Annotated in this window: 22 protein-coding genes; 13 read left to right on the top strand and 9 right to left on the bottom strand. The window is 57.7% G+C overall.

Translation table 11 applies throughout. From position 1 onward, the window contains the following. The first annotated feature begins 10 nt into the window (after positions 1-10). The 4 genes from flgG (at position 11) to ACP0GE_RS11220 (ending at position 2,450) form a co-directional block, all read left to right on the top strand. Entirely contained in the window at positions 11-796 is a 786-nt protein-coding gene (gene flgG / locus ACP0GE_RS11235; protein ID WP_424832035.1) for a flagellar basal-body rod protein FlgG, read from the top strand. Then, positions 796-1,209, top strand: a complete 414-nt coding sequence (gene flgA / locus ACP0GE_RS11230) for a flagellar basal body P-ring formation chaperone FlgA (protein ID WP_424832034.1) — start codon at positions 796-798, stop codon at positions 1,207-1,209. The genes flgG and flgA overlap by 1 nt, the downstream gene beginning before the upstream one ends. Next, on the top strand, positions 1,209-1,934 hold the full coding sequence (flgH, locus tag ACP0GE_RS11225) for a flagellar basal body L-ring protein FlgH (protein ID WP_424832033.1): 726 nt from the start codon (positions 1,209-1,211) through the stop codon (positions 1,932-1,934). Before flgA ends, flgH begins: the two co-directional genes overlap by 1 nt. 78 nt (positions 1,935-2,012) lie before the next feature. Then, the gene (locus ACP0GE_RS11220; RefSeq protein WP_424832032.1) at positions 2,013-2,450 is read left to right on the top strand and encodes a flagellar basal body-associated FliL family protein; all 438 of its coding nucleotides are present in this window, start codon (positions 2,013-2,015) and stop codon (positions 2,448-2,450) included. A 21-nt stretch (positions 2,451-2,471) separates the two neighbouring features. On the opposite strand, the gene ACP0GE_RS11215 is transcribed toward ACP0GE_RS11220, so the two are convergent. The 7 genes from ACP0GE_RS11215 to ACP0GE_RS11185 all read right to left on the bottom strand — a co-directional run bounded on the left by ACP0GE_RS11215 (position 2,472) and on the right by ACP0GE_RS11185 (position 9,396). After that, positions 2,472-2,882: a hypothetical protein gene (locus tag ACP0GE_RS11215; protein WP_424832031.1), complete on the bottom strand. Its 411-nt coding sequence runs from the start codon at positions 2,880-2,882 to the stop codon at positions 2,472-2,474. After that, the gene (flhB, locus tag ACP0GE_RS11210; RefSeq protein ID WP_424832030.1) at positions 2,882-3,967 is read right to left on the bottom strand and encodes a flagellar type III secretion system protein FlhB; all 1,086 of its coding nucleotides are present in this window, start codon (positions 3,965-3,967) and stop codon (positions 2,882-2,884) included. The genes ACP0GE_RS11215 and flhB overlap by 1 nt, the downstream gene beginning before the upstream one ends. Beyond that, entirely contained in the window at positions 3,964-4,737 is a 774-nt protein-coding gene (locus ACP0GE_RS11205) for a flagellar biosynthetic protein FliR (protein WP_424832029.1), read from the bottom strand. The genes flhB and ACP0GE_RS11205 overlap by 4 nt, the downstream gene beginning before the upstream one ends. Next, entirely contained in the window at positions 4,734-6,821 is a 2,088-nt protein-coding gene (flhA, locus tag ACP0GE_RS11200; RefSeq protein ID WP_424832028.1) for a flagellar biosynthesis protein FlhA, read from the bottom strand. Before flhA ends, ACP0GE_RS11205 begins: the two co-directional genes overlap by 4 nt. A gap of 9 nt (positions 6,822-6,830) precedes the next feature. Then, positions 6,831-7,517 (bottom strand): transglycosylase SLT domain-containing protein, encoded by a 687-nt coding sequence (locus ACP0GE_RS11195; protein ID WP_424832027.1) that lies wholly within the window; start codon positions 7,515-7,517, stop codon positions 6,831-6,833. A 72-nt stretch (positions 7,518-7,589) separates the two neighbouring features. Then, the gene (locus ACP0GE_RS11190; protein WP_424832026.1) at positions 7,590-8,018 is read right to left on the bottom strand and encodes an Lrp/AsnC family transcriptional regulator; all 429 of its coding nucleotides are present in this window, start codon (positions 8,016-8,018) and stop codon (positions 7,590-7,592) included. Positions 8,019-8,076: 58 nt separating this feature from the next. Then, on the bottom strand, positions 8,077-9,396 hold the full coding sequence (locus ACP0GE_RS11185; protein WP_424833842.1) for an MFS transporter: 1,320 nt from the start codon (positions 9,394-9,396) through the stop codon (positions 8,077-8,079). A 144-nt stretch (positions 9,397-9,540) separates the two neighbouring features. Here ACP0GE_RS11185 and ACP0GE_RS11180 point away from each other — a divergent pair, with 144 nt between their 5' ends. The 7 genes from ACP0GE_RS11180 (at position 9,541) to ACP0GE_RS11150 (ending at position 14,313) form a co-directional block, all read left to right on the top strand. Next, on the top strand, positions 9,541-10,155 hold the full coding sequence (locus ACP0GE_RS11180) for a ribonuclease D (RefSeq protein WP_424832025.1): 615 nt from the start codon (positions 9,541-9,543) through the stop codon (positions 10,153-10,155). Next, positions 10,152-11,114: a KpsF/GutQ family sugar-phosphate isomerase gene (locus ACP0GE_RS11175; protein WP_424832024.1), complete on the top strand. Its 963-nt coding sequence runs from the start codon at positions 10,152-10,154 to the stop codon at positions 11,112-11,114. The genes ACP0GE_RS11180 and ACP0GE_RS11175 overlap by 4 nt, the downstream gene beginning before the upstream one ends. Before the next feature lie 11 nt (positions 11,115-11,125). Then, positions 11,126-11,725, top strand: a complete 600-nt coding sequence (locus ACP0GE_RS11170) for a hypothetical protein (RefSeq protein WP_424832023.1) — start codon at positions 11,126-11,128, stop codon at positions 11,723-11,725. 3 nt (positions 11,726-11,728) lie between these two features. Beyond that, positions 11,729-12,214, top strand: a complete 486-nt coding sequence (locus tag ACP0GE_RS11165) for an LptA/OstA family protein (protein WP_424832022.1) — start codon at positions 11,729-11,731, stop codon at positions 12,212-12,214. Continuing rightward, on the top strand, positions 12,214-12,972 hold the full coding sequence (lptB, locus tag ACP0GE_RS11160) for an LPS export ABC transporter ATP-binding protein (RefSeq protein ID WP_424832021.1): 759 nt from the start codon (positions 12,214-12,216) through the stop codon (positions 12,970-12,972). Before ACP0GE_RS11165 ends, lptB begins: the two co-directional genes overlap by 1 nt. A gap of 252 nt (positions 12,973-13,224) precedes the next feature. Continuing rightward, the gene (hpf, locus tag ACP0GE_RS11155; protein ID WP_170428456.1) at positions 13,225-13,788 is read left to right on the top strand and encodes a ribosome hibernation-promoting factor, HPF/YfiA family; all 564 of its coding nucleotides are present in this window, start codon (positions 13,225-13,227) and stop codon (positions 13,786-13,788) included. Positions 13,789-13,848: 60 nt separating this feature from the next. Next, positions 13,849-14,313 carry a PTS sugar transporter subunit IIA gene (locus tag ACP0GE_RS11150; protein ID WP_424832020.1) on the top strand — a complete coding sequence of 155 codons (465 nt, stop codon included), beginning with the start codon at positions 13,849-13,851 and terminating at the stop codon, positions 14,311-14,313. A gap of 71 nt (positions 14,314-14,384) precedes the next feature. Here ACP0GE_RS11150 and ACP0GE_RS11145 read toward each other — a convergent pair whose 3' ends face one another. Next, positions 14,385-14,900 (bottom strand): CAP domain-containing protein, encoded by a 516-nt coding sequence (locus ACP0GE_RS11145; protein ID WP_424832019.1) that lies wholly within the window; start codon positions 14,898-14,900, stop codon positions 14,385-14,387. Positions 14,901-15,069: 169 nt separating this feature from the next. On the opposite strand from ACP0GE_RS11145, the gene ACP0GE_RS11140 reads away from it, so the two are divergent. Next, positions 15,070-15,669 carry a L,D-transpeptidase gene (locus ACP0GE_RS11140; protein ID WP_424832018.1) on the top strand — a complete coding sequence of 200 codons (600 nt, stop codon included), beginning with the start codon at positions 15,070-15,072 and terminating at the stop codon, positions 15,667-15,669. Between the two features lie 139 nt (positions 15,670-15,808). Further along, positions 15,809-15,991 (top strand): hypothetical protein, encoded by a 183-nt coding sequence (locus ACP0GE_RS11135; RefSeq protein ID WP_005979327.1) that lies wholly within the window; start codon positions 15,809-15,811, stop codon positions 15,989-15,991. Between the two features lie 70 nt (positions 15,992-16,061). Here ACP0GE_RS11135 and hemH read toward each other — a convergent pair whose 3' ends face one another. Continuing rightward, the gene (gene hemH, locus ACP0GE_RS11130) at positions 16,062-17,111 is read right to left on the bottom strand and encodes a ferrochelatase (RefSeq protein WP_424832017.1); all 1,050 of its coding nucleotides are present in this window, start codon (positions 17,109-17,111) and stop codon (positions 16,062-16,064) included. Positions 17,112-17,128: the final 17 nt, after the last annotated feature.

The raw sequence follows: 17,128 nt of genomic DNA, 5'->3' as shown, positions 1-17,128 counted from the left end.
AGAGTCCACCATGCGTGCACTGAAAATCGCCGCTACCGGCATGACCGCCCAGCAAATGCGGGTCGAGACGATCTCGAACAACCTCGCGAATATGAACACCACTGGCTACAACGCGCGGCGGGCCGAGTTCGCCGATCTGCACTACCAACAAATGGCGCGTGCAGGGACGGTGAATGCCTCGGATGGGACCGTGTTGCCAACCGGCGTTCAGTTGGGTTTGGGAGTGCGCCCCGCCGCCGTTACCGTGCAATTGGCCCAAGGTGCGCTGTCGGCCACCGGCAGCGATCTGGACATTGCCATCGAAGGTCGTGGGTATCTTGAAGTCACGCAGCCAAGCGGTCAGCCAGCCTATACCCGGGACGGCAGTCTGAAACGATCTGCCGAAGGGTTGATCGTCACTTCGGACGGATTTGCCGTCGCGCCCGAGGTCACGATACCCGACGATGCCCGATCGATCTCAATCAACGCCGCTGGCGAAGTTTATGCCTATTTCGACGACGCGCCCGAAGGCCAGTTGCTTGGTGAGCTTACCCTCGCCAGCTTTTCCAATGCCAAGGGGTTGGAGGCGATTGGCGGTAATTTGTTCCGGGAAACCGAAGCCTCTGGCGCGCCGGTCGTCGGCACCCCAGGCGAGGATGGTTTGGGAACATTGCGGCAAGGGTATCTTGAAGACAGCTCGGTCGATGCGGTGCGAGAAGTCACCGAACTGATCGAGGCGCAGCGGGGCTATGAAATGAACGCCAAAGTCATCTCTGCTGTCGATCAGATGATGGGCGCAACAACGCAGGTTCGGTAATGCGCTGGCTAGTTTTCATATTGGTGTTGACTCCGGTCCTTGCATTGGCTGAGGCCGTTGTTCCAACACGAACCATTCGCGCCAAGGAAATGATTTCGGCACCGGATCTGGAAATTAAACAGATGGATGTTGCAGGGGCAATCACCAACCCATCGGCGGTAATCGGACAGGAAGCGCGGGTGGCACTTTATGCAGGTCGCCCCATTCGGGCCTCGGATTTCGGCCCGCCCGCCATCGTTAATCGCAACGATCTGGTGACGCTGGTGTTCGATCATGCGTTGCTGTCGATCTCGACCGAGGGCCGGGCCCTTGGCCGTGGTGCGGTTGGTGACCGAATTCGCGTGATGAACCTGTCTTCACGCACGACAATCACGGGCCTGATCCGGGCCGATGGTCAAATTGAGGTTCAGTGATGAAAATCTTCCCTGTTGCGCTTGGTCTGATAATCCTGACCGCCTGTGGCCGAATGGACCATCTGGGCAAACCGCCCAGCCTGACTCCAAACACCGAGTCGCCCGAACATGTTGCGATGCTGTGGCCCGGTTTGCCTTTACATACTCAGTCCCAGCGCACGGTCGACCAGGCTTCGCTATGGAGTGGTGGCCAGCATTCTCTGCTGGGCGATCAGCGCGCGATGAAGAAGGGCGATATTCTGACCGTTGTGATCGAGCTGGATGAAAAAGCGGAAATTTCCAATGACACCAGCCGTTCGCGTGCCGGATCGGAAAATCTGGCGGTCCCCGGATTGTTCGGTTTGCCACAGCGGGCAGAGGAACGCCTTCCCGAGGGGGCATCTCTCGAAGAAGCGGTCTCGATCGATTCCGCGTCTTCAAGCAAGGGGAAAGGGTCGGTCAAACGCAAGGAAAAGCTGACCCTCAGGGTAGCGGCTACCGTCATCGATGTGTTGCCCAATGGCGTTTTGTCGATCTCCGGGTCGCAGGAGTTGCGGGTGAATTTTGAACTGCGCGAGCTGCTGGTTTCAGGGTATGTGCGCCCCGAGGATATCTCGCGCCGGAATGAGATCACATATGACAAGATTGCCTCGGCACGGGTGTCCTATGGCGGTCGCGGTCAGATCACGGATGTGCAGCAGCCGCGATATGGCCAGCAGATTCTTGATACATTGCTGCCGTTCTGAGGTGCCGTTTTGATCAGGAAGTTATTTCCCGTTATCTTTCTGGCCGTAGGGCTGTGCGCAGGCGTTGGTGCTGGGATCATGCTCGCCCCGCCAGATAAAGGCAATGACACCGGGAAAAAGGCAGCCGAAGACAAGCCGGATAAGGCCGAAGAGGCCAAACCCAAAAAGACTAGTAAAGACGAAAAAGCTTCCCAGTTCGAGTATTTGAAGCTGACCAAGCAATTCGTGGTGCCCGTCGTCAAGAACGACAGGATTTCGGCACTTGTGGTGATGTCGCTCAGCCTGGAAACTCGACCGGGCATTTCCGAGGCTTTCTATGAAATCGAACCCAAACTGCGGGATGGCTTTCTTCAGGTGCTGTTCGATCACGCCAATACCGGCGGGTTTGATGGAAGTTTCACCCAATCCGGCAATCTTACCGCGTTGCGCCAATCCTTGTTGGAGGTTGCCAAGAAAGAATTGGGCGAAGATGTCTCCAGTGTCCTGATCATGAGTGTCGCACGGCAGGATTCGTGAATGGCTTTGCCCCAACCATGATCATTGGTTGGGGTTGTCATTTATCCCCTGAGCCATCCTTACCTTCTGTAGCTTCATACGCTTTAGGTTCTGTTCTTCTGCGGACAGAGTTTCGACGGCTTGTTTTTGGCCAAATGCCTTTCTCAGCCGGTCCATAGCCTCGAGTTTTTGCGACCTCAGTTGCGCCAGTTCCATGTTCAACTGACGGCGTGTTGCTGATTCCCACCCATGCCACAATACGTCGCCGCCGGTCACACGATAGCCTTCGGCTTGATGGCTTTCCGAACGAACCTGCGAAACCTGAGCATCCAGCCGCGCCAGTTGACCCCGCAGTTGGGCCTCTTTCTGCAGCAGAGGGTGCAGTGCCTGGAATTCCTTCTGGTAGACCGCCTCGGTCACCGCACTCAGATCGGCGATTCGGAGCCGCGTCATCAGATCTGCCCTTTCGCCCGCTTCCGCATCGCTTCGGCAAAGCGAATGGCAGCGGCGACGGGGCGATAGTGTTCTTCGGCGATTTCGTGGCCAATTTCGACCGTGGCGTGCAGGGCGCGGGCTGTTGGTGGGTCGGAATGGATGGGCACGCCAGCATCACCGGCGGCAGAGCGGATGGCCGACGCAACTTCATCCACACCCTTGGCGACGCAGACCGGTGCAGTTCCGGCGGCGCGGGACCATTTCAATGCGACGGCAAAGTGGGTCGGGTTGACGATGACGACATCCGCCTTGGGCACGTCGGCCATCATCTGATTGGTCGCGATATCCTGCGCCTTTTGGCGGCGCTGTTGCTTCACATGGGGGTCGCCTTCTGCGTCCTTGGTTTCGTCCTGAATCTCTTTGCGCGACATGCGATTCTTGCGGATGTGTTCGACGTGTTGCCAGACATAGTCGATTGCTCCGATCACCAGAGCGATAGCGATCACGATGCATAGAAACCGGAACAACAAGTTCATCATGAGCAAGATGGATGAGCGTGCAGGGGCAGCACTTGCCGCGAGTATTTGATCCAGATTTGTATACAGGAACACTGTCAGGCTGACGCTGTAGATCAGCAGTTTAACGAAGCTTTTGGCAAACTCGAACAGCCCGCCCCGACCGAATTTGTTCTTGGCGTTTGATGGGATCGAGATCCTTGAAAGCTTCGGCTTCAACTTATTTGGCGCAAATATCAAGGCGCGCTGGGCGATCAGACTTAGCAAAACGGCGGCAGCCGGGATTGCGAATAGTAGCGAAACAGGGATGAGCGTGGACCGCAGAAGCCCCCCGACCGGACCTGAACCTGGCCCCGAAATCAGCAACTGCGCGAGCTGTTCCGGCTGGTCCAACAAAACCACAAATGTGGATCCCAATTGCTCTGCCGCATAGTGGCCGGCGGTCATCAGTGAAATCAACAACCCGGAATAGGCGGCGACAACTGACAGGTCGTTTGATTTGGCCACCTCGCCCTTTTGCCGTGCTTTTTGCAGTTTTTGGGGGGTCGGGTCGAACGGTTTATCGCTGTCTTCGTCCTGACCACTCATCGCGTACTTCCCAACGGGTTTTGGAGAAAGGCGAACAAGCCGTCCGACCAGACTGACAGAATCAACGGAGCCCCTGCGAACAACAGGAAAAGGCCTGCAAATGTAATTGCCGGGGCTCCGACAAACGCGACCATAAGCTGCGGCATCGCACGGTTGATCACGCCCAGAGCGAGATTGTAGATCAGCGACGCGATGACAAATGGTGTCGCCAGCGCGAAAGCCAGACCAAAGCTATGGGATATCCGGTTCACACCCCAGTGCGACAGATCAGGTGGGGCTGGCACGCTTCCAACTGGAAACAGGTCATAGCTTTGGATCATGAACTGCGCTGCCCGTACGTGCAGACCCATCAACACGGCCAGCGTTAGACCTGCAAGGGTCAGCAGGTAACCCATGGCCGGGACCGGATCAGCAGCGGCCCCACCCAGGATCTGCGACAGTGATGTGGCTTGCGCCGCAATCGAACCAGCGGTCTGAAGAGCCAGTACAAACAGGCGCAGCCCCATACCCAGAACCAGCCCAATCAGAATTTCTTTGCCGACCAACGCGACCATGCCAAAGAAATCTGGTTCTGCAGACGGGACTGAGATGGCCGGAGTAACGATAAGAGTAAAAGCCGCGGCGATGCCAAGTTTTACCCGTGTTGGAATGCTGCGTTCACCAAAGGCAGGCAGAACGGAAACCAGCGCAGAGACCCGCAGAAACACGATAAAGACGTGCCAAAGGCTGTCCCCAAGCTGCCCCAGCAGGTCTGAAGGCAGAACGATCACGCGGGCACCGTGCCAACCAGCGCAGGCCGTGCCTCAAGCCCGATTTCCTCGAATGACAGAACCGGGTTCGCTACTCCGCGTGCGTGCATGATCGTGCGCAGCAGTCGCCGTCGCCGGGTGGAGGTTACGACAGCAGGAAATAACCCATGGTCAGCTGATTGTGAGACACTGTTGACGACGCCATCGGCCAGTTTGTTGAACAGGTTCGGTGGCAACGCGACATCTAGCCCGGCATTGGGCGCGTCGATCTGGTAGGTGGCAAACGTGTCCTCCCATTCCGGAGCCAGCTGGATCAGAGGGATCGAGCCGTCCTCGCGCTTCATTTCCGAGACCAACTGAAAGCCTAACCGTTGGCGCACCAGTTCACAGATGCCTTCCGGTTGGGTGGTGGTCAGTCGGGCCTCGGCCACGCTTTCCAGGATCAGGGCCATGTTGCGGATTGAAACGCGCTCGTCCAACAGCAGGCGCAATACCGCGTGTAAAGTGTCTATCGGCACTTTGTCAGGGATCAGTTCGTCCAACAGTTTTCGATTGGCTTCGGCCCGAACCGGATCGCTGAGGCGGGTCATTTCGGACAAGAGGCGGCGCAAGGATTTCAGGGTCAGTAGGCGCGAGAAATTCTGTTTGATGATCTCCAGCAAATGCGTCGCCAGAATCTCGGGCGGCGTGACAATGGTGGCCCCGTTCAGGGCGGCAGCCTCTTGATCCTTGGGCAGGATCCAGCGCGCCGGCGCACCATAGACCGGTTCGGTCACATCGGTGCCGTCTGGCAGCAGATCCTGACCATCTTGGACCAGCGCCAGAACAAGATCCGAGTTCAGAACCCCGCGCGCCTGCTCAACCCCCTGTACTTTGATTACATAAGTGCCGGTGGGCAGATCGACCCGATCCGTCAGGCGGATTTCGGGCAGTATGAGACCAAAGCCTGAGGCGACATAGGTCCGCATATTGGCAATTCGCGCGTCCAGCCCGGTGCCGGGGTCCAGCACCATGCTGACCAGATCGGGGGCGAATTCCAGATGCACGTCGTCGAGGTCCAGAATATCCCCGATGGCCTGAGAAACCGAGGAGTCCGCTTCCGCCTCGGGCGCCTGATCAGCCAGTTCCTGAGCTCTCTGACTGCGTTGCACGTGATAGGCGGCATAGCCCAGAACCGCGGCGCCAAGGATAAAGGGCAGGAACGGCAAGCCGGGTACCAAGGCAAACAACACCATCAGAAGGGAAACCGTTCCCAACGCGGCCGGGTGTCGCCCGAGCTGCGAGAATATCGCGCTGTCGGTCGCGCCTTGTGTGCCCCCGCGCGCCAGCAACAGGGCAGACGCGATTGAGATGATCACTGCGGGAATTTGTGAAACCAGCCCGTCTCCGACAGTCAGGATCGCATAGGTTTCAAAGGCGGACGCGACCGGCATGCTGTGGACGACAACACCCATGACCAGACCCATGACAAGGTTCAGCAAGGTGATCAGAAGCCCCGCAATCGCGTCACCTTTGACGAATTTCGACGCACCGTCGAGCGATCCGAAAAATGTTGTTTCTTGTTGTTCCCGTTCGCGCCGTTCCTTGGCTTGCTGATGGTCAATGGCCCCGGCGGACATGTCGCTGTCGATGGCGAGTTGCTTGCCGGGCATACCGTCCAGAGCAAACCGCGCGCCGACTTCGGCCATGCGGGCAGCGCCTTTGGTGATGACCATGAAGTTCACGATCAGCAGCACCCCGAACACCACGAGGCCCAGAAAGATGCTGCCGCCCATGACGAATTGCGCAAATCCTTCGATCACGTCGCCAGCGGCGTTTGTGCCGGTATGGCCCTCACCGATGATCAGCTTGGTTGACGACACGTTCAACGACAGACGCAACATCAGAGAGGCCAGCAGGATCGTCGGGAAGGCCGAAAAGTCCAGCGGGCGTTCAATGAACAAGGTCAAAGTAAAAATCAGGATGGCCAATGCGAAGGACGCGGCCAGCCCCACGTCCAGAACCCATGCGGGCATCGGCAGGATCATCATCACGATGACCGTCATCAGCGCAATTGCCAGCAGAACGGTCGGAGAGAACAGGGTGCGGATATCGATCCGGGGCACGGGCGGCTCCTAGTTGAAGGCGATGAAGGCGGCGTTGGAGTTTGTGGCAGGCATCAGCGAACCCAGAACGCCCTGAGGGGTGTTCTGCACAAGCGGTACCAGCGGCGCAGCCGTGCCGACGAAAGGGTCGCGGGCGGCATGGGCGACCTGCGGAAGAGGTATGTTCTCCAGCCGTGCCTGAACCGTTTGAAACCGTCTGGAATAGGCATTCGCCAGGCTCGGTGTTCGCGAATGGTAAGCGCCCGCTGCTGCCTCCCACGAGCCCAATTCGGCGTGCAATTGGTAAAGGAAACGGGCCGCGTAGGCGGCGTTTTGATCTGGGTCGAACATGGCGTCGATTGACGAAAACGCTTTGCCATGCCAGCGATAATTGATCTGGAAACAGCCCACATCAAAACTGCGCGCGCCGGATTTGAAGATGCCGAAGACATGGGCCTTGGCCTCAGCCTCGGACCCGAACCAGTATCCTTGACCTTCCACATTGACGGCCCAGGGCCAGGGCTCCAGCTGCCCGTTTCTTAAGCGGCCAGTTTCCACCCGTGTGATTGTACGCAGCACGTTCAGCGGGACGCCCTCGGCTTGCGCCGCGCGGTGGGCGGCCTGATCACAAAGCTCGAAATACGAGGCAGGCGCGGCTGAAACGGGCAAGGGTACGCTTGCCAGTGCAACAAGAAGCAGGGTCTTCAGTTTAGGCATTCTGCCGGTCCGGGATTCTGATCCATCCCGGCCAAGCTAGCCAATAATCGGTTTACAGAGAGTTATCGCGTCTCAGTTTCGGTCAATCCGACGGCCAAAAACGACGCTGGTATTGGTACGCAATACGCCGGGTATCCGGGCGAGGTCGTCCACCAGAATATCCAGATCTTCGATGCGGGGCGCCTCGGCCGACAGCAAAAGGTCGAATTCACCATTGATCGACAGGCACAGTTTTACTTCGGGATACGCTTCGAGCCGTTTGATAATCCGGGTGGTCTCTTTCTGTTGCACTTCAAGCAGCACAACGACCTGAACCCGCGGCGTGTCTTCGGTTTCGCCCAGCACGACGGAATAGCCCGCAATCACGCCGCGTTCTTCCATGCGGTTGATGCGTTCGTGCACGGTTGTGCGGGCCACGCCCAGCGTCGCGGCAATATGCGTGGTCGATGCGCGCGCATTGGCTTGAAGGGCAGCAATGATGCGGCGGTCTAAGGGATCCATTGGGGCTCCGATCCGGTCCGGGATTCGACGCAGTTTAGATCAGGTCCGGGATCGGGGCTCAAGACTTGCGCGGAAATCGTGGGTGCAGGTCGTCAATTATGATCGGATGCTGGTGCGGACGGTTGCCTGCCATATGAGGGTGATCCCGCGGCAGATCCGGGTGATCATGCACCACCGGTTCATGATCTCTGCGCGGCCATAATATCAGCGCTGCTGCCTGTCCAAGGATCGAGAAGCCCGTCATCACTGCAAGTGTGGTGGCGCTGCCAAAGGCGGTCATCAATCCTCCGGCCAGTGGATAGAGGAACAGCCAGCACGCGTGCGACAGAGTGAACTGCGCGGCAAATACGGCAGGTCGATCTTCGGGATGGGCCGACCGTGTCAGCAGGCGGCCCGAAGGTGTCAGCGTCGCCGAATAGCCAAAACCGGTCGCCATCCACAGCACGGCCAACAGGGGAAGGGTCAGCGGTACAGATGCGGCCAGCAAAGCTGCCGCCGCCATGGTCACAGTTCCAAACGTGGCCCCCGCGACCATGACTTTGCGATCCTCGAACCGGTCCAGCAAACGGGGCAGCGCAAACGCGGCCAGCATCGAGCCACCGCCGAACCCGGCCAATGCGATCGCGACGGCGCTTTCTGACAACCCCATCTCGCTGCGGACGATGACGACTGTATTCACGATCACCATCGAGCTGAGCGCAGCCGCGCTCCAACTCAACGCCAGCAGGCCGCGTAGGCGCGGGGTTTTCAGATAGATGCGAATGCCACGGGTGGTTCGGTCATAAATGCCCCGAGGTTTGCCTGGTTTGGGGGACGGTAAAACAACCGATACGACCAACAGCGCCGAGGCGATGAACCCCAGGCTGGTGCCCAGGAACAGACTGTCGAAGCTGACCAGCAACAGCAAAGCCGCCGCCAGCATCGGGCTGAGAAGGCTCTCAAGATCATAAGCCAGACGCGACAGGGACAGGGCTTTGGTATAGTCGCCCTCATCCGTCAATACATCCGGGATAGTCGCCTGAAAGGCGGGCGTGAACCCGGCCGAGGCGGATTGCAGCACGAAGATCAACACATAAACCTGCCAGATCTCGGTGACAAACGGCAGGCACAGGGCCACAGCCGCCCGCACGAGATCCAGCACCACCAGCATCTTGCGCCGGTCCAACCGTTCGGCAAAAGCAGCGGCGAGCGGGGCGACGGTGACATAGGCCACCATCTTGATCGTCAGCGCGGTACCCAACACCAGCCCGGCTGCATCGCCAGCCAGATCATAGGCCAGCAGGCCCAGAGCAACGGTCGCCAACCCGGTTCCGATCAGCGCTACGATCTGCGCGGCCAGCAGATGTCGGTAGGTTCGATTTTGCAGGACGTTCAGCATTGACCCGGCTTTCCCTGTCACGGTCTCCCACAGCATAGTTCCCGCTAGGCGTTGGACGTCAAGGCGTCATTGTAGTGCCACACGGCGTTGAGTTTGGTGATCAAACCTCTTATCTGGGGGCAACAGAGCACAAAGGACATTTCCGTGGCCAACCACCTATACAAAAACGACCTGCCGGACGGGCTGGATCTGGGGCCTGTTGTGGCCATCGATTGTGAAACCATGGGCTTGAACCCACATCGCGATCGCCTGTGTGTGATTCAGATGTCGGGTGGCGACGGCAACAGCCATATCGTGCAGGTGGAAAAGGGTCAGACCGAGGCCCCGAACTTATGTGCCATGCTGGAAAACCCAGATGTGCTGAAACTGTTCCATTTCGGCCGTTTTGATATTGCCGCGATGTATCACACCTTTGGCGCTTTGGCTGCGCCGGTCTATTGCACCAAGATCGCCAGCCGCCTTGTACGCACCTATACAGACCGTCACGGGTTGAAAAACCTGTGTCAGGAACTGATCGGCGTCGATATCTCGAAACAGCAACAGATGAGCGACTGGGGGTCTGAAACTCTGACCGAAGCGCAATTGGACTATGCCGCCTCTGACGTGTTGTACCTGCATCAGCTGCGTTCGGCATTGGATGCAAGGCTGGCCCGTGAAGGTCGCACCGAAATGGCGCAGGCCTGTTTTGATTTCCTGCCGATGCGTGCGAAGCTTGACCTCGCCGGTTGGCCCGAAACTGATATTTTTGCGCACTCATGACCGATACCGAAGCCTTCCTGAAAACCGCCCGACAGGTCGTCACTGACGAAGCCCGCGCGCTGGACGTGCTTGCCGACAGTCTGGACGAGAACTTTGTAAAGGCCGTTCAGATGATCCTGAAGGCCCCGGGCCGCATCATCATCAGCGGCATCGGCAAGTCGGGCCATATCGGCCACAAGATTGCCGCGACACTGGCTAGTACAGGTACGCCCGCCTATTTCGTACACCCCGCCGAGGCGAGCCACGGTGATCTGGGTATGGTGTCGAAGGATGATGTGGTTCTGGCGATCTCGAACTCGGGCGAGGCGCCGGAACTGGTCAACCTGCTGGCCTTTACCCGCCGCTTTGGCATCCCGCTGATCGGCCTGTCCAGCAAGCCTGAAAGCACATTGATGAAGCAGGCGGATGTGCATTTGCTGATCCCGTCCATGGGTGAGGCCTGTGGGTTTGGCATGGTGCCTTCAACCTCGACCACGCTGACGCTGGCCATGGGCGATGCGCTGGCGATTGCGCTGATGAAATACCGCGACTTCAAGCCCGAGGATTTCCGTGCCTTCCATCCTGGCGGCAAGCTGGGCGCTCAGCTGTCCACCGTGCGTGACCTGATGCATGCCGATCTGCCCGTGGTGCCCACTGGCACCTCGATGAGCGAGGCGCTGCTGGTCATGAGCCAGAAGAGCTTTGGCGTTGTTGGTGTCACCGATGGGGCGGGTCGCCTGCTTGGCATCGTCACCGATGGTGACTTGCGCCGCAATATGGATGGGCTGCTGAACAAAACGACGGATGAGGTCATGACCCGCGATCCGCTGACCATCGCGCCAAACGCCATGGCGGAAGAAGCGGTTGCGATCATGAATGATCGCAAGATTACCTCTCTGTTTGTGGTCGACCCGGAGTCTTCGGGACAGGCGCAAGGCCTGTTGCATATCCACGACTGCCTGCGCGTCGGGCTGGGCTGAGGGCGGCCGTCGTGGATCGTCATTCCAGATGGGTGCAGTTCCTCAAGGTGGTGCTGCCACTGATGGCGATCGCTCTGTTGTCGACCGTATTCCTGCTGTCGCGCAGTATCGAGACCAACGTTTCCGTACCTTTTTCGCGCGAGGCGATTGACGAACGGCTTGCCAATCAGGCGGTGACCCGTCCCAACTACAAAGGCGTGACAAGCAAGGGCGAGGAAATTCAGGTACAGGCTACCCAGGCGACACAGGGCAGCGAGAATGCGGTGCCCACTGCCTCTGATCTGCGGGGGCGGTTCGGGTTAAGCAATGGCGGCGAGATCTCGCTGCACTCAAACTCCGGCTCAATTCGCCCGGATAAGGGGACTGCCACCTTTGTCGGAGACGTTGTGATAACCACGGCGGATGGAATTCAGGTGACCACGGATATTCTGAACACATCTTTGGAAGAAATTCGTGGCGATACCCCCGGACAGATTGACGGAACTGGCCCGATCGGTGATTTCACCGCTGGCCGCATGACATTCGGAACAGAAAAAGCGGACGGGCCGGTCCATATTCTTTTTACAGATGGCGTGAAGCTGATATACGAGCCAAAGAAAGCTGAAAGATAACCTGTGTTTGATTTACGCGTAGTCTCTGTTTGTATTGCTCTGGCAAGTGGTGCGGCATCGGCGCAAGAGGCGCAGGTGGCCTTTGGTTCCGTCAAGGCGGATCCCACGCTACCGGTCGAAGTCACCTCTGAGACGCTGAACGTCAATCAGGCCGACGGGTCAGCCGAGTTCTTGGGCAATGTCATCGTCATCCAGGGCGAAATGCGGCTCAGCGCCGAGCGGGTTCTTGTGATCTACAATGAGGACCGTTCCGCCATTCAGCGACTTGAAGCGACCGAGAATGTGGTGCTGGTCAGCCCTCCGGATGCTGCCGAAGGGGATCGTGCGGAATATACGATCGATACCGGCGTGATCCGCATGAACGGCAATGTGCTGCTGACGCAGGGGCCCAGCGTGATCAGCGGGGATCAGATGGTCGCGAACCTGACGTCAGGAACCGCGACGATGACCGGCCGGGTCAAAACCATTCTACAACCGGGTGACAATTGATGAACCGCCCGAACCTGTCCATTGCCGAAGGCTCGTCCGGTCTGAAGATCGAAAAGCTGCGCAAATCCTACAAGAAAAAGACCGTTATTCGCGACGTCTCGATGACGTTGGATCGATCCGAAGTTGTGGCTTTGCTGGGACCGAACGGGTCGGGTAAAACGACCACGTTCTATTCGGTCGCGGGCCTTGTGTTCCCCGAGGCCGGGACCGTCACAATTGACGGTCAGAACGTCACCACCTTGCCGATGTACCGCCGCGCGCGCTTGGGTATCGGGTACTTGCCGCAGGAAATGTCGATCTTTCGCGGCATGAGCGTCGAAGATAATATCGCCGCCGTTCTGGATATCACCGTCAAACATGCCCACCGCCGCAAAGAACGGTTGGAGGAGCTGCTGTCCGACTTCTCGATCGAACATCTGCGCCGGGCACCGGCACTGGCGCTGTCAGGGGGGGAGCGTCGCCGGGTGGAGATTGCCCGCTGTCTGGCTGCCGACCCGAATTATCTGCTGCTGGATGAACCTTTTGCCGGTGTTGACCCGATCAGCGTCGGAGATATCCGCCACCTGGTCGCTGATCTGAAAAAGCGCGGAATCGGTGTGTTGATCACCGACCATAACGTTCGGGAAACGCTCGAAATTGTGGACCGCGCCTATATCCTGCATGACGGGCAGGTTCTGATGTCCGGCACCCCGGATGAAGTGGTCGAAAACGAAAACGTGCGTCGGGTCTACCTGGGCGAAAACTTCCGTATTTCATGAGGATACGCGGATTTGCGCCGGGTGCATGGCGGAAATCGCGTATATACACACCTGTTTTGATTGACTCTTCCGTTGGCTCTTGTCTCAATTGGGGTATGGCATTTATTCGGTTCCAGTCTGGATCTCGATGTCCCTTCATTGAAGGGCCAGATCACAGACAACCGTTTAAAATGCCGCGACCCCCCACCCGATAAAAACAAGTCCGCCGCGTGATGCGGCGCCAGAATGGGTGTGAATTGTGAAGGAGATCACATGCGTTACCAAATCAGCGGAAAACAGATCGACATCGGCGCGGCGCTGCAGACACACGTGCAGACCGAGCTGGGCGAGGTCGTGGGCAAATACGCCCAGAGACCAACAGACGCCAATGTCGTCTTTTCCCGTTCAGCGCATGAATATGTTTGCGAAACCACCGTGCATTTGTCGACGGGCCTGACCGCACAGGCCAAGGCCCACGCAACAGAAATCTATGCAGCCTTTGAAGGATGCTGCGACAAAATGGAAACACAGCTGCGCCGGTACAAGCGCCGCCTGAAGGATCATCACAAGGATCGTTCTGAGCCTGTTGAACTCTTTGGCGCGTCCTCCTATATCCTCGCCTCTGACGAATCGGAGACGGCTGATGAACCCGAATCGCTGCAGCCAATGATTGTGGCTGAGATGGAGACCAAGATCCCGTCGCTCAGCGTTGGTGAGGCTGTTATGCAAATGGAACTTGCGGGTGCCCCGGTGCTTGTGTTCCGCAATGAGAACAAGGACGGATTGAATGTCGTGTATCGTCGGGATGACGGCAATATCGGCTGGATCGATCCGTAATAGGCAAGAATGAAAGCCGTGCCTCTGCAGTCCGCAGGGGCACAGCCCAGGAGCGTGATCATGGAGCTTTCGAGCATACTGAAGCCCGAAGCAGTGCGTGTATTGTCTGCGGCGTCCAGCAAGAAACGGCTGTTTCAGGAAATCGGTGACATTGGCGCCGTGACGTTGGGACTGGATGCGCAGGTCGTTGTCGACAATCTGCTGGAGCGTGAAAGTCTGGGGCCGACCGGCGTTGGGCACGGCGTTGCTCTGCCGCACGCGCGCCTAACCAATCTGGAGTCGGTGTCCGGTGTATTCGTCCTGCTGGAGAAGCCGCTGGATTTCGGGTCCGTTGACCGTCAGCCGGTGGATTTGGCGTTTTCGCTGTTTGCGCCGGAAGAGGCCGGGGTCGAACACCTCAAGGCGTTGGCGCTGGTCTCGCGAACCCTGCGGGAACCAACGGTCTGCGCCAAGCTGCGCGCCAATCCGGATCCGGTGAAGCTCTACGCAATTCTGACCGAAGCCCAGTCGATGCAGGCGGCTTAAAGCGTTCTGAGTTACAAAAAAGGGCGCTCGTATTTACAGGCGCCCTTTTTTGTTTGAAAGATGCAGACCAATCAGCCGCCGGTTCCCATTTCCAGCGTCCACCAGATTTTGCCACCACCTTCCTGGTGCCAGGCAAATCCCATCTGAGTGGCTTTAGGGTCCAGAATCACCGAACGCGGCCCGGGCTCCTGCATCCAGGCGGCCAGCGTTTCGGTTTCTGTCTCATAGGTTTCAGAAATCGCCTCGCCCAGGAAAGTCCCGAAATATCCAACGCGCGCGGCACGATCCAATGGTGAAGACCCGTCTGATCCGAAATGCCACGGGCGGTTTTGGCGGGCCATGTCCTTGGAATGCGTTTCGGCGGCTGCGTTCAGTTGTGCGTTCAGCTGCACGGGCTGCAAGCCCTGCGCCTGGCGCAAGGCATTGACCGAATCAAGCATGCGGAACTGCAGCTTTTCGGGGTTTCCGCGAATCTTGTAGACGGTTGGCAGCGGCTGCCCGTCCGTACCCAGGGCTGGTGCCCGCGAATCGGTACACGCGGCCAGAGCGGCCAAGCAAAGCAGGAGAATGGAAAAAATACGCGTCATATGGGACCTAATTTTTGTGTTGCTATCGGAAATAGCTTGCCTGATCGCCCGGGGCAAACCTGCTGTGGCTTTTACGCGCATGATTCTGCCGGATTGATTTGCGACTGAAGCATTCTGGCCATAAAATAGGGCAGATTTCGCGTCAGGATATAACAAAGGACCGCCTCTCATGGTCAAAAAGCGCATTCATACACAAACACGCCGCGGGTTCATCGCGGGTGCGGCGGCGGGCCTTGCGTCGCCTGCCTTGGCTCAATACATCCCCGGTGATCCGCTGCGCCCCGCGCCCGAGCCGGAAGCGCCGGTGCGCCGGAATGTTTCGGGTTTCCGCGCACTGGACTGGCAACCCTATTTCTCGAACACCAAAAATGGCGCAATTCTGGTCGATACCGTCTCACGGGCGCTGCATTATTGGTCAGATGATCAAACAGTCTACAAACTTTATCCCTCGTCAGTACCTCTGACCGAGGAATTGACCCGCCGGGGACGCACCAGTGTTATCCGCAAAGTCGAAGGACCAAGCTGGTCGCCGACGCCGTCGATGAAAAAGCGCAACCCGGAATGGCCGGACTATATTCCGCCAGGGCCGGATAACCCATTGGGAACACACGCTTTATACCTAAGCTGGAAATATTATCGCATCCATGGAACCCATGATACGCGCAAAATCGGGCGTCGCTCGTCGAATGGCTGCATCGGTCTTTTCAACGAAGATATTGCCGAACTGTTCTCGATGACCAAAGTGGGCACACAAGTGTTGCTAATTTGACGCCACTTTCGCGCGCGAACCTGCTTATATTGCAAGTAATATTTGCAATCCATGGGCATAGCTGATTAGTAAAACTCACGAGGTAAGTCTTAGATGTGCGGTTTCGAATTATGGAATCGCGCAAATTCTGGAGGTTAATATGAAGAAACTCGTTCTCGCTGCTGCTCTGACCGCTGCTGCTTCGACCGCATACGCTGGCAACCTGGAAGAGCCGGTTGTTGAAGCACCTGTTGTTGTCGAAGAAACCCAGGGTTCGTCGCAGGGCATCATCCTGCCGCTGATCCTGCTGGTTGTTGTTGCCGCAGCTGTTGCAGCTGGCTAAGTCGACGAGACTCAATCAGTTAAAAAGGCGGTGGAGCTTTCCACCGCCTTTTTTTGTTCGACTTTTCCAGTCAGCTCAGCCAGCCTTTTAGGTTGTCTTCGACGACCTTCCCCAAGGCTGCGATATGTGCATCCTCGTCGTTCAGACAGGGGATGTAGGTGAAGGTCTCACCTCCGGCCTCTTCAAAGCTTTCCTTGATCTCTTCGTTGATCTCTTCCAGCGTTTCTATGCAATCAGCAGAAAACGCCGGGGCGATGACCGCAATGTTCTTTTTGCCCTGTTGGGCAAGTTCGGCCACGTGGTCCACCGTATAGGGTTTCAGCCATTCCTCAGGCCCGAATCTGGATTGAAAGGTTGAGATCAGTTGTTCCTCAGACCAACCCAGCCGTTCCTTCAGCAGTCTTGAGGTCTTGACGCATTGGCAGTGATAGGGATCGCCCTGCTGCAAATAGCGCTCGGGCATACCGTGGTATGAGCAGACAAGGATATCCGGCTTGGTGTCCATCGCGGCATATGCGTGTTCGACAGATTGTGCCAACGCGTCGATATAGGCCGGTTCGTCATAATAGGCCGGGACGGTGCGGCTGGCCGGTTGCCACGTTTCCTCCATCAGTGCGCGAAAGAACTGATCGTTGGCTGTTGCTGTCGTGGCACCCGCATATTGCGGATAGAGGGGGAAAAACAGGATACGGTCGCAGCCCTCCGCCACCAACTGCCGGACCTTGGATTTGGTTGAAGGATTCCCATAGCGCATACAGAAATCGACAATAACCTGATCGCCATACCGTTCGCGCATCGCATCCCGCAGCTTGGCCGTCTGATCCTTGGTGATGGTCATCAGCGGGCTTTCGCCCTTTTCGTGGTTCCAGATCGATTGATACGCTTCGCCCGAGCTGAAGGGGCGTTTGGTCAGAATGATACCCTGAAGAATCGGCTGCCATTTCCACGCCGGGTAGTCGATCACGCGCTTATCAGACAGGAATTCGTTCAGATAACGCCGCATCGGCCAGTATGTATAATCATCCGGCGTCCCCAGGTTGGCCAACAGAACGCCCACGCGGCCCATCTTGACCTTTGGATGATCGGCAGGCGCATGTGCGGGGCGGGTGGCTTCAAACATATTGAGGGTCCTGGGTT

It is taken from the genome of Ruegeria sp. (genome assembly GCF_965243365.1).
GTDB lineage: Bacteria > Pseudomonadota > Alphaproteobacteria > Rhodobacterales > Rhodobacteraceae > Ruegeria.
The sequence above is the reverse complement of the archived record's forward strand: the minus strand, read 5'-3'. Positions and strand labels throughout refer to the sequence as shown.

Excerpts from the sequence above, each read along its gene's own strand:
- flgG (WP_424832035.1), top strand. The coding sequence starts at position 11 with ATGCGTGCACTGAAAATCGCCGCTACCGGCATGACCGCCCAGCAAATG.
- flgA (WP_424832034.1), top strand. The coding sequence starts at position 796 with ATGCGCTGGCTAGTTTTCATATTGGTGTTGACTCCGGTCCTTGCATTG.
- flgH (WP_424832033.1), top strand. The coding sequence starts at position 1,209 with ATGAAAATCTTCCCTGTTGCGCTTGGTCTGATAATCCTGACCGCCTGT.
- ACP0GE_RS11220 (WP_424832032.1), top strand. The coding sequence starts at position 2,013 with ATGCTCGCCCCGCCAGATAAAGGCAATGACACCGGGAAAAAGGCAGCC.
- ACP0GE_RS11215 (WP_424832031.1), bottom strand. The coding sequence starts at position 2,882 with ATGACGCGGCTCCGAATCGCCGATCTGAGTGCGGTGACCGAGGCGGTC.
- flhB (WP_424832030.1), bottom strand. The coding sequence starts at position 3,967 with ATGAGTGGTCAGGACGAAGACAGCGATAAACCGTTCGACCCGACCCCC.
- ACP0GE_RS11195 (WP_424832027.1), bottom strand. The coding sequence starts at position 7,517 with ATGCCTAAACTGAAGACCCTGCTTCTTGTTGCACTGGCAAGCGTACCC.
- ACP0GE_RS11190 (WP_424832026.1), bottom strand. The coding sequence starts at position 8,018 with ATGGATCCCTTAGACCGCCGCATCATTGCTGCCCTTCAAGCCAATGCG.
- ACP0GE_RS11185 (WP_424833842.1), bottom strand. The coding sequence starts at position 9,396 with ATGCTGAACGTCCTGCAAAATCGAACCTACCGACATCTGCTGGCCGCG.
- ACP0GE_RS11175 (WP_424832024.1), top strand. The coding sequence starts at position 10,152 with ATGACCGATACCGAAGCCTTCCTGAAAACCGCCCGACAGGTCGTCACT.
- lptB (WP_424832021.1), top strand. The coding sequence starts at position 12,214 with ATGAACCGCCCGAACCTGTCCATTGCCGAAGGCTCGTCCGGTCTGAAG.
- hpf (WP_170428456.1), top strand. The coding sequence starts at position 13,225 with ATGCGTTACCAAATCAGCGGAAAACAGATCGACATCGGCGCGGCGCTG.
- ACP0GE_RS11150 (WP_424832020.1), top strand. The coding sequence starts at position 13,849 with ATGGAGCTTTCGAGCATACTGAAGCCCGAAGCAGTGCGTGTATTGTCT.
- ACP0GE_RS11145 (WP_424832019.1), bottom strand. The coding sequence starts at position 14,900 with ATGACGCGTATTTTTTCCATTCTCCTGCTTTGCTTGGCCGCTCTGGCC.
- ACP0GE_RS11140 (WP_424832018.1), top strand. The coding sequence starts at position 15,070 with ATGGTCAAAAAGCGCATTCATACACAAACACGCCGCGGGTTCATCGCG.
- ACP0GE_RS11135 (WP_005979327.1), top strand. The coding sequence starts at position 15,809 with ATGAAGAAACTCGTTCTCGCTGCTGCTCTGACCGCTGCTGCTTCGACC.
- hemH (WP_424832017.1), bottom strand. The coding sequence starts at position 17,111 with ATGTTTGAAGCCACCCGCCCCGCACATGCGCCTGCCGATCATCCAAAG.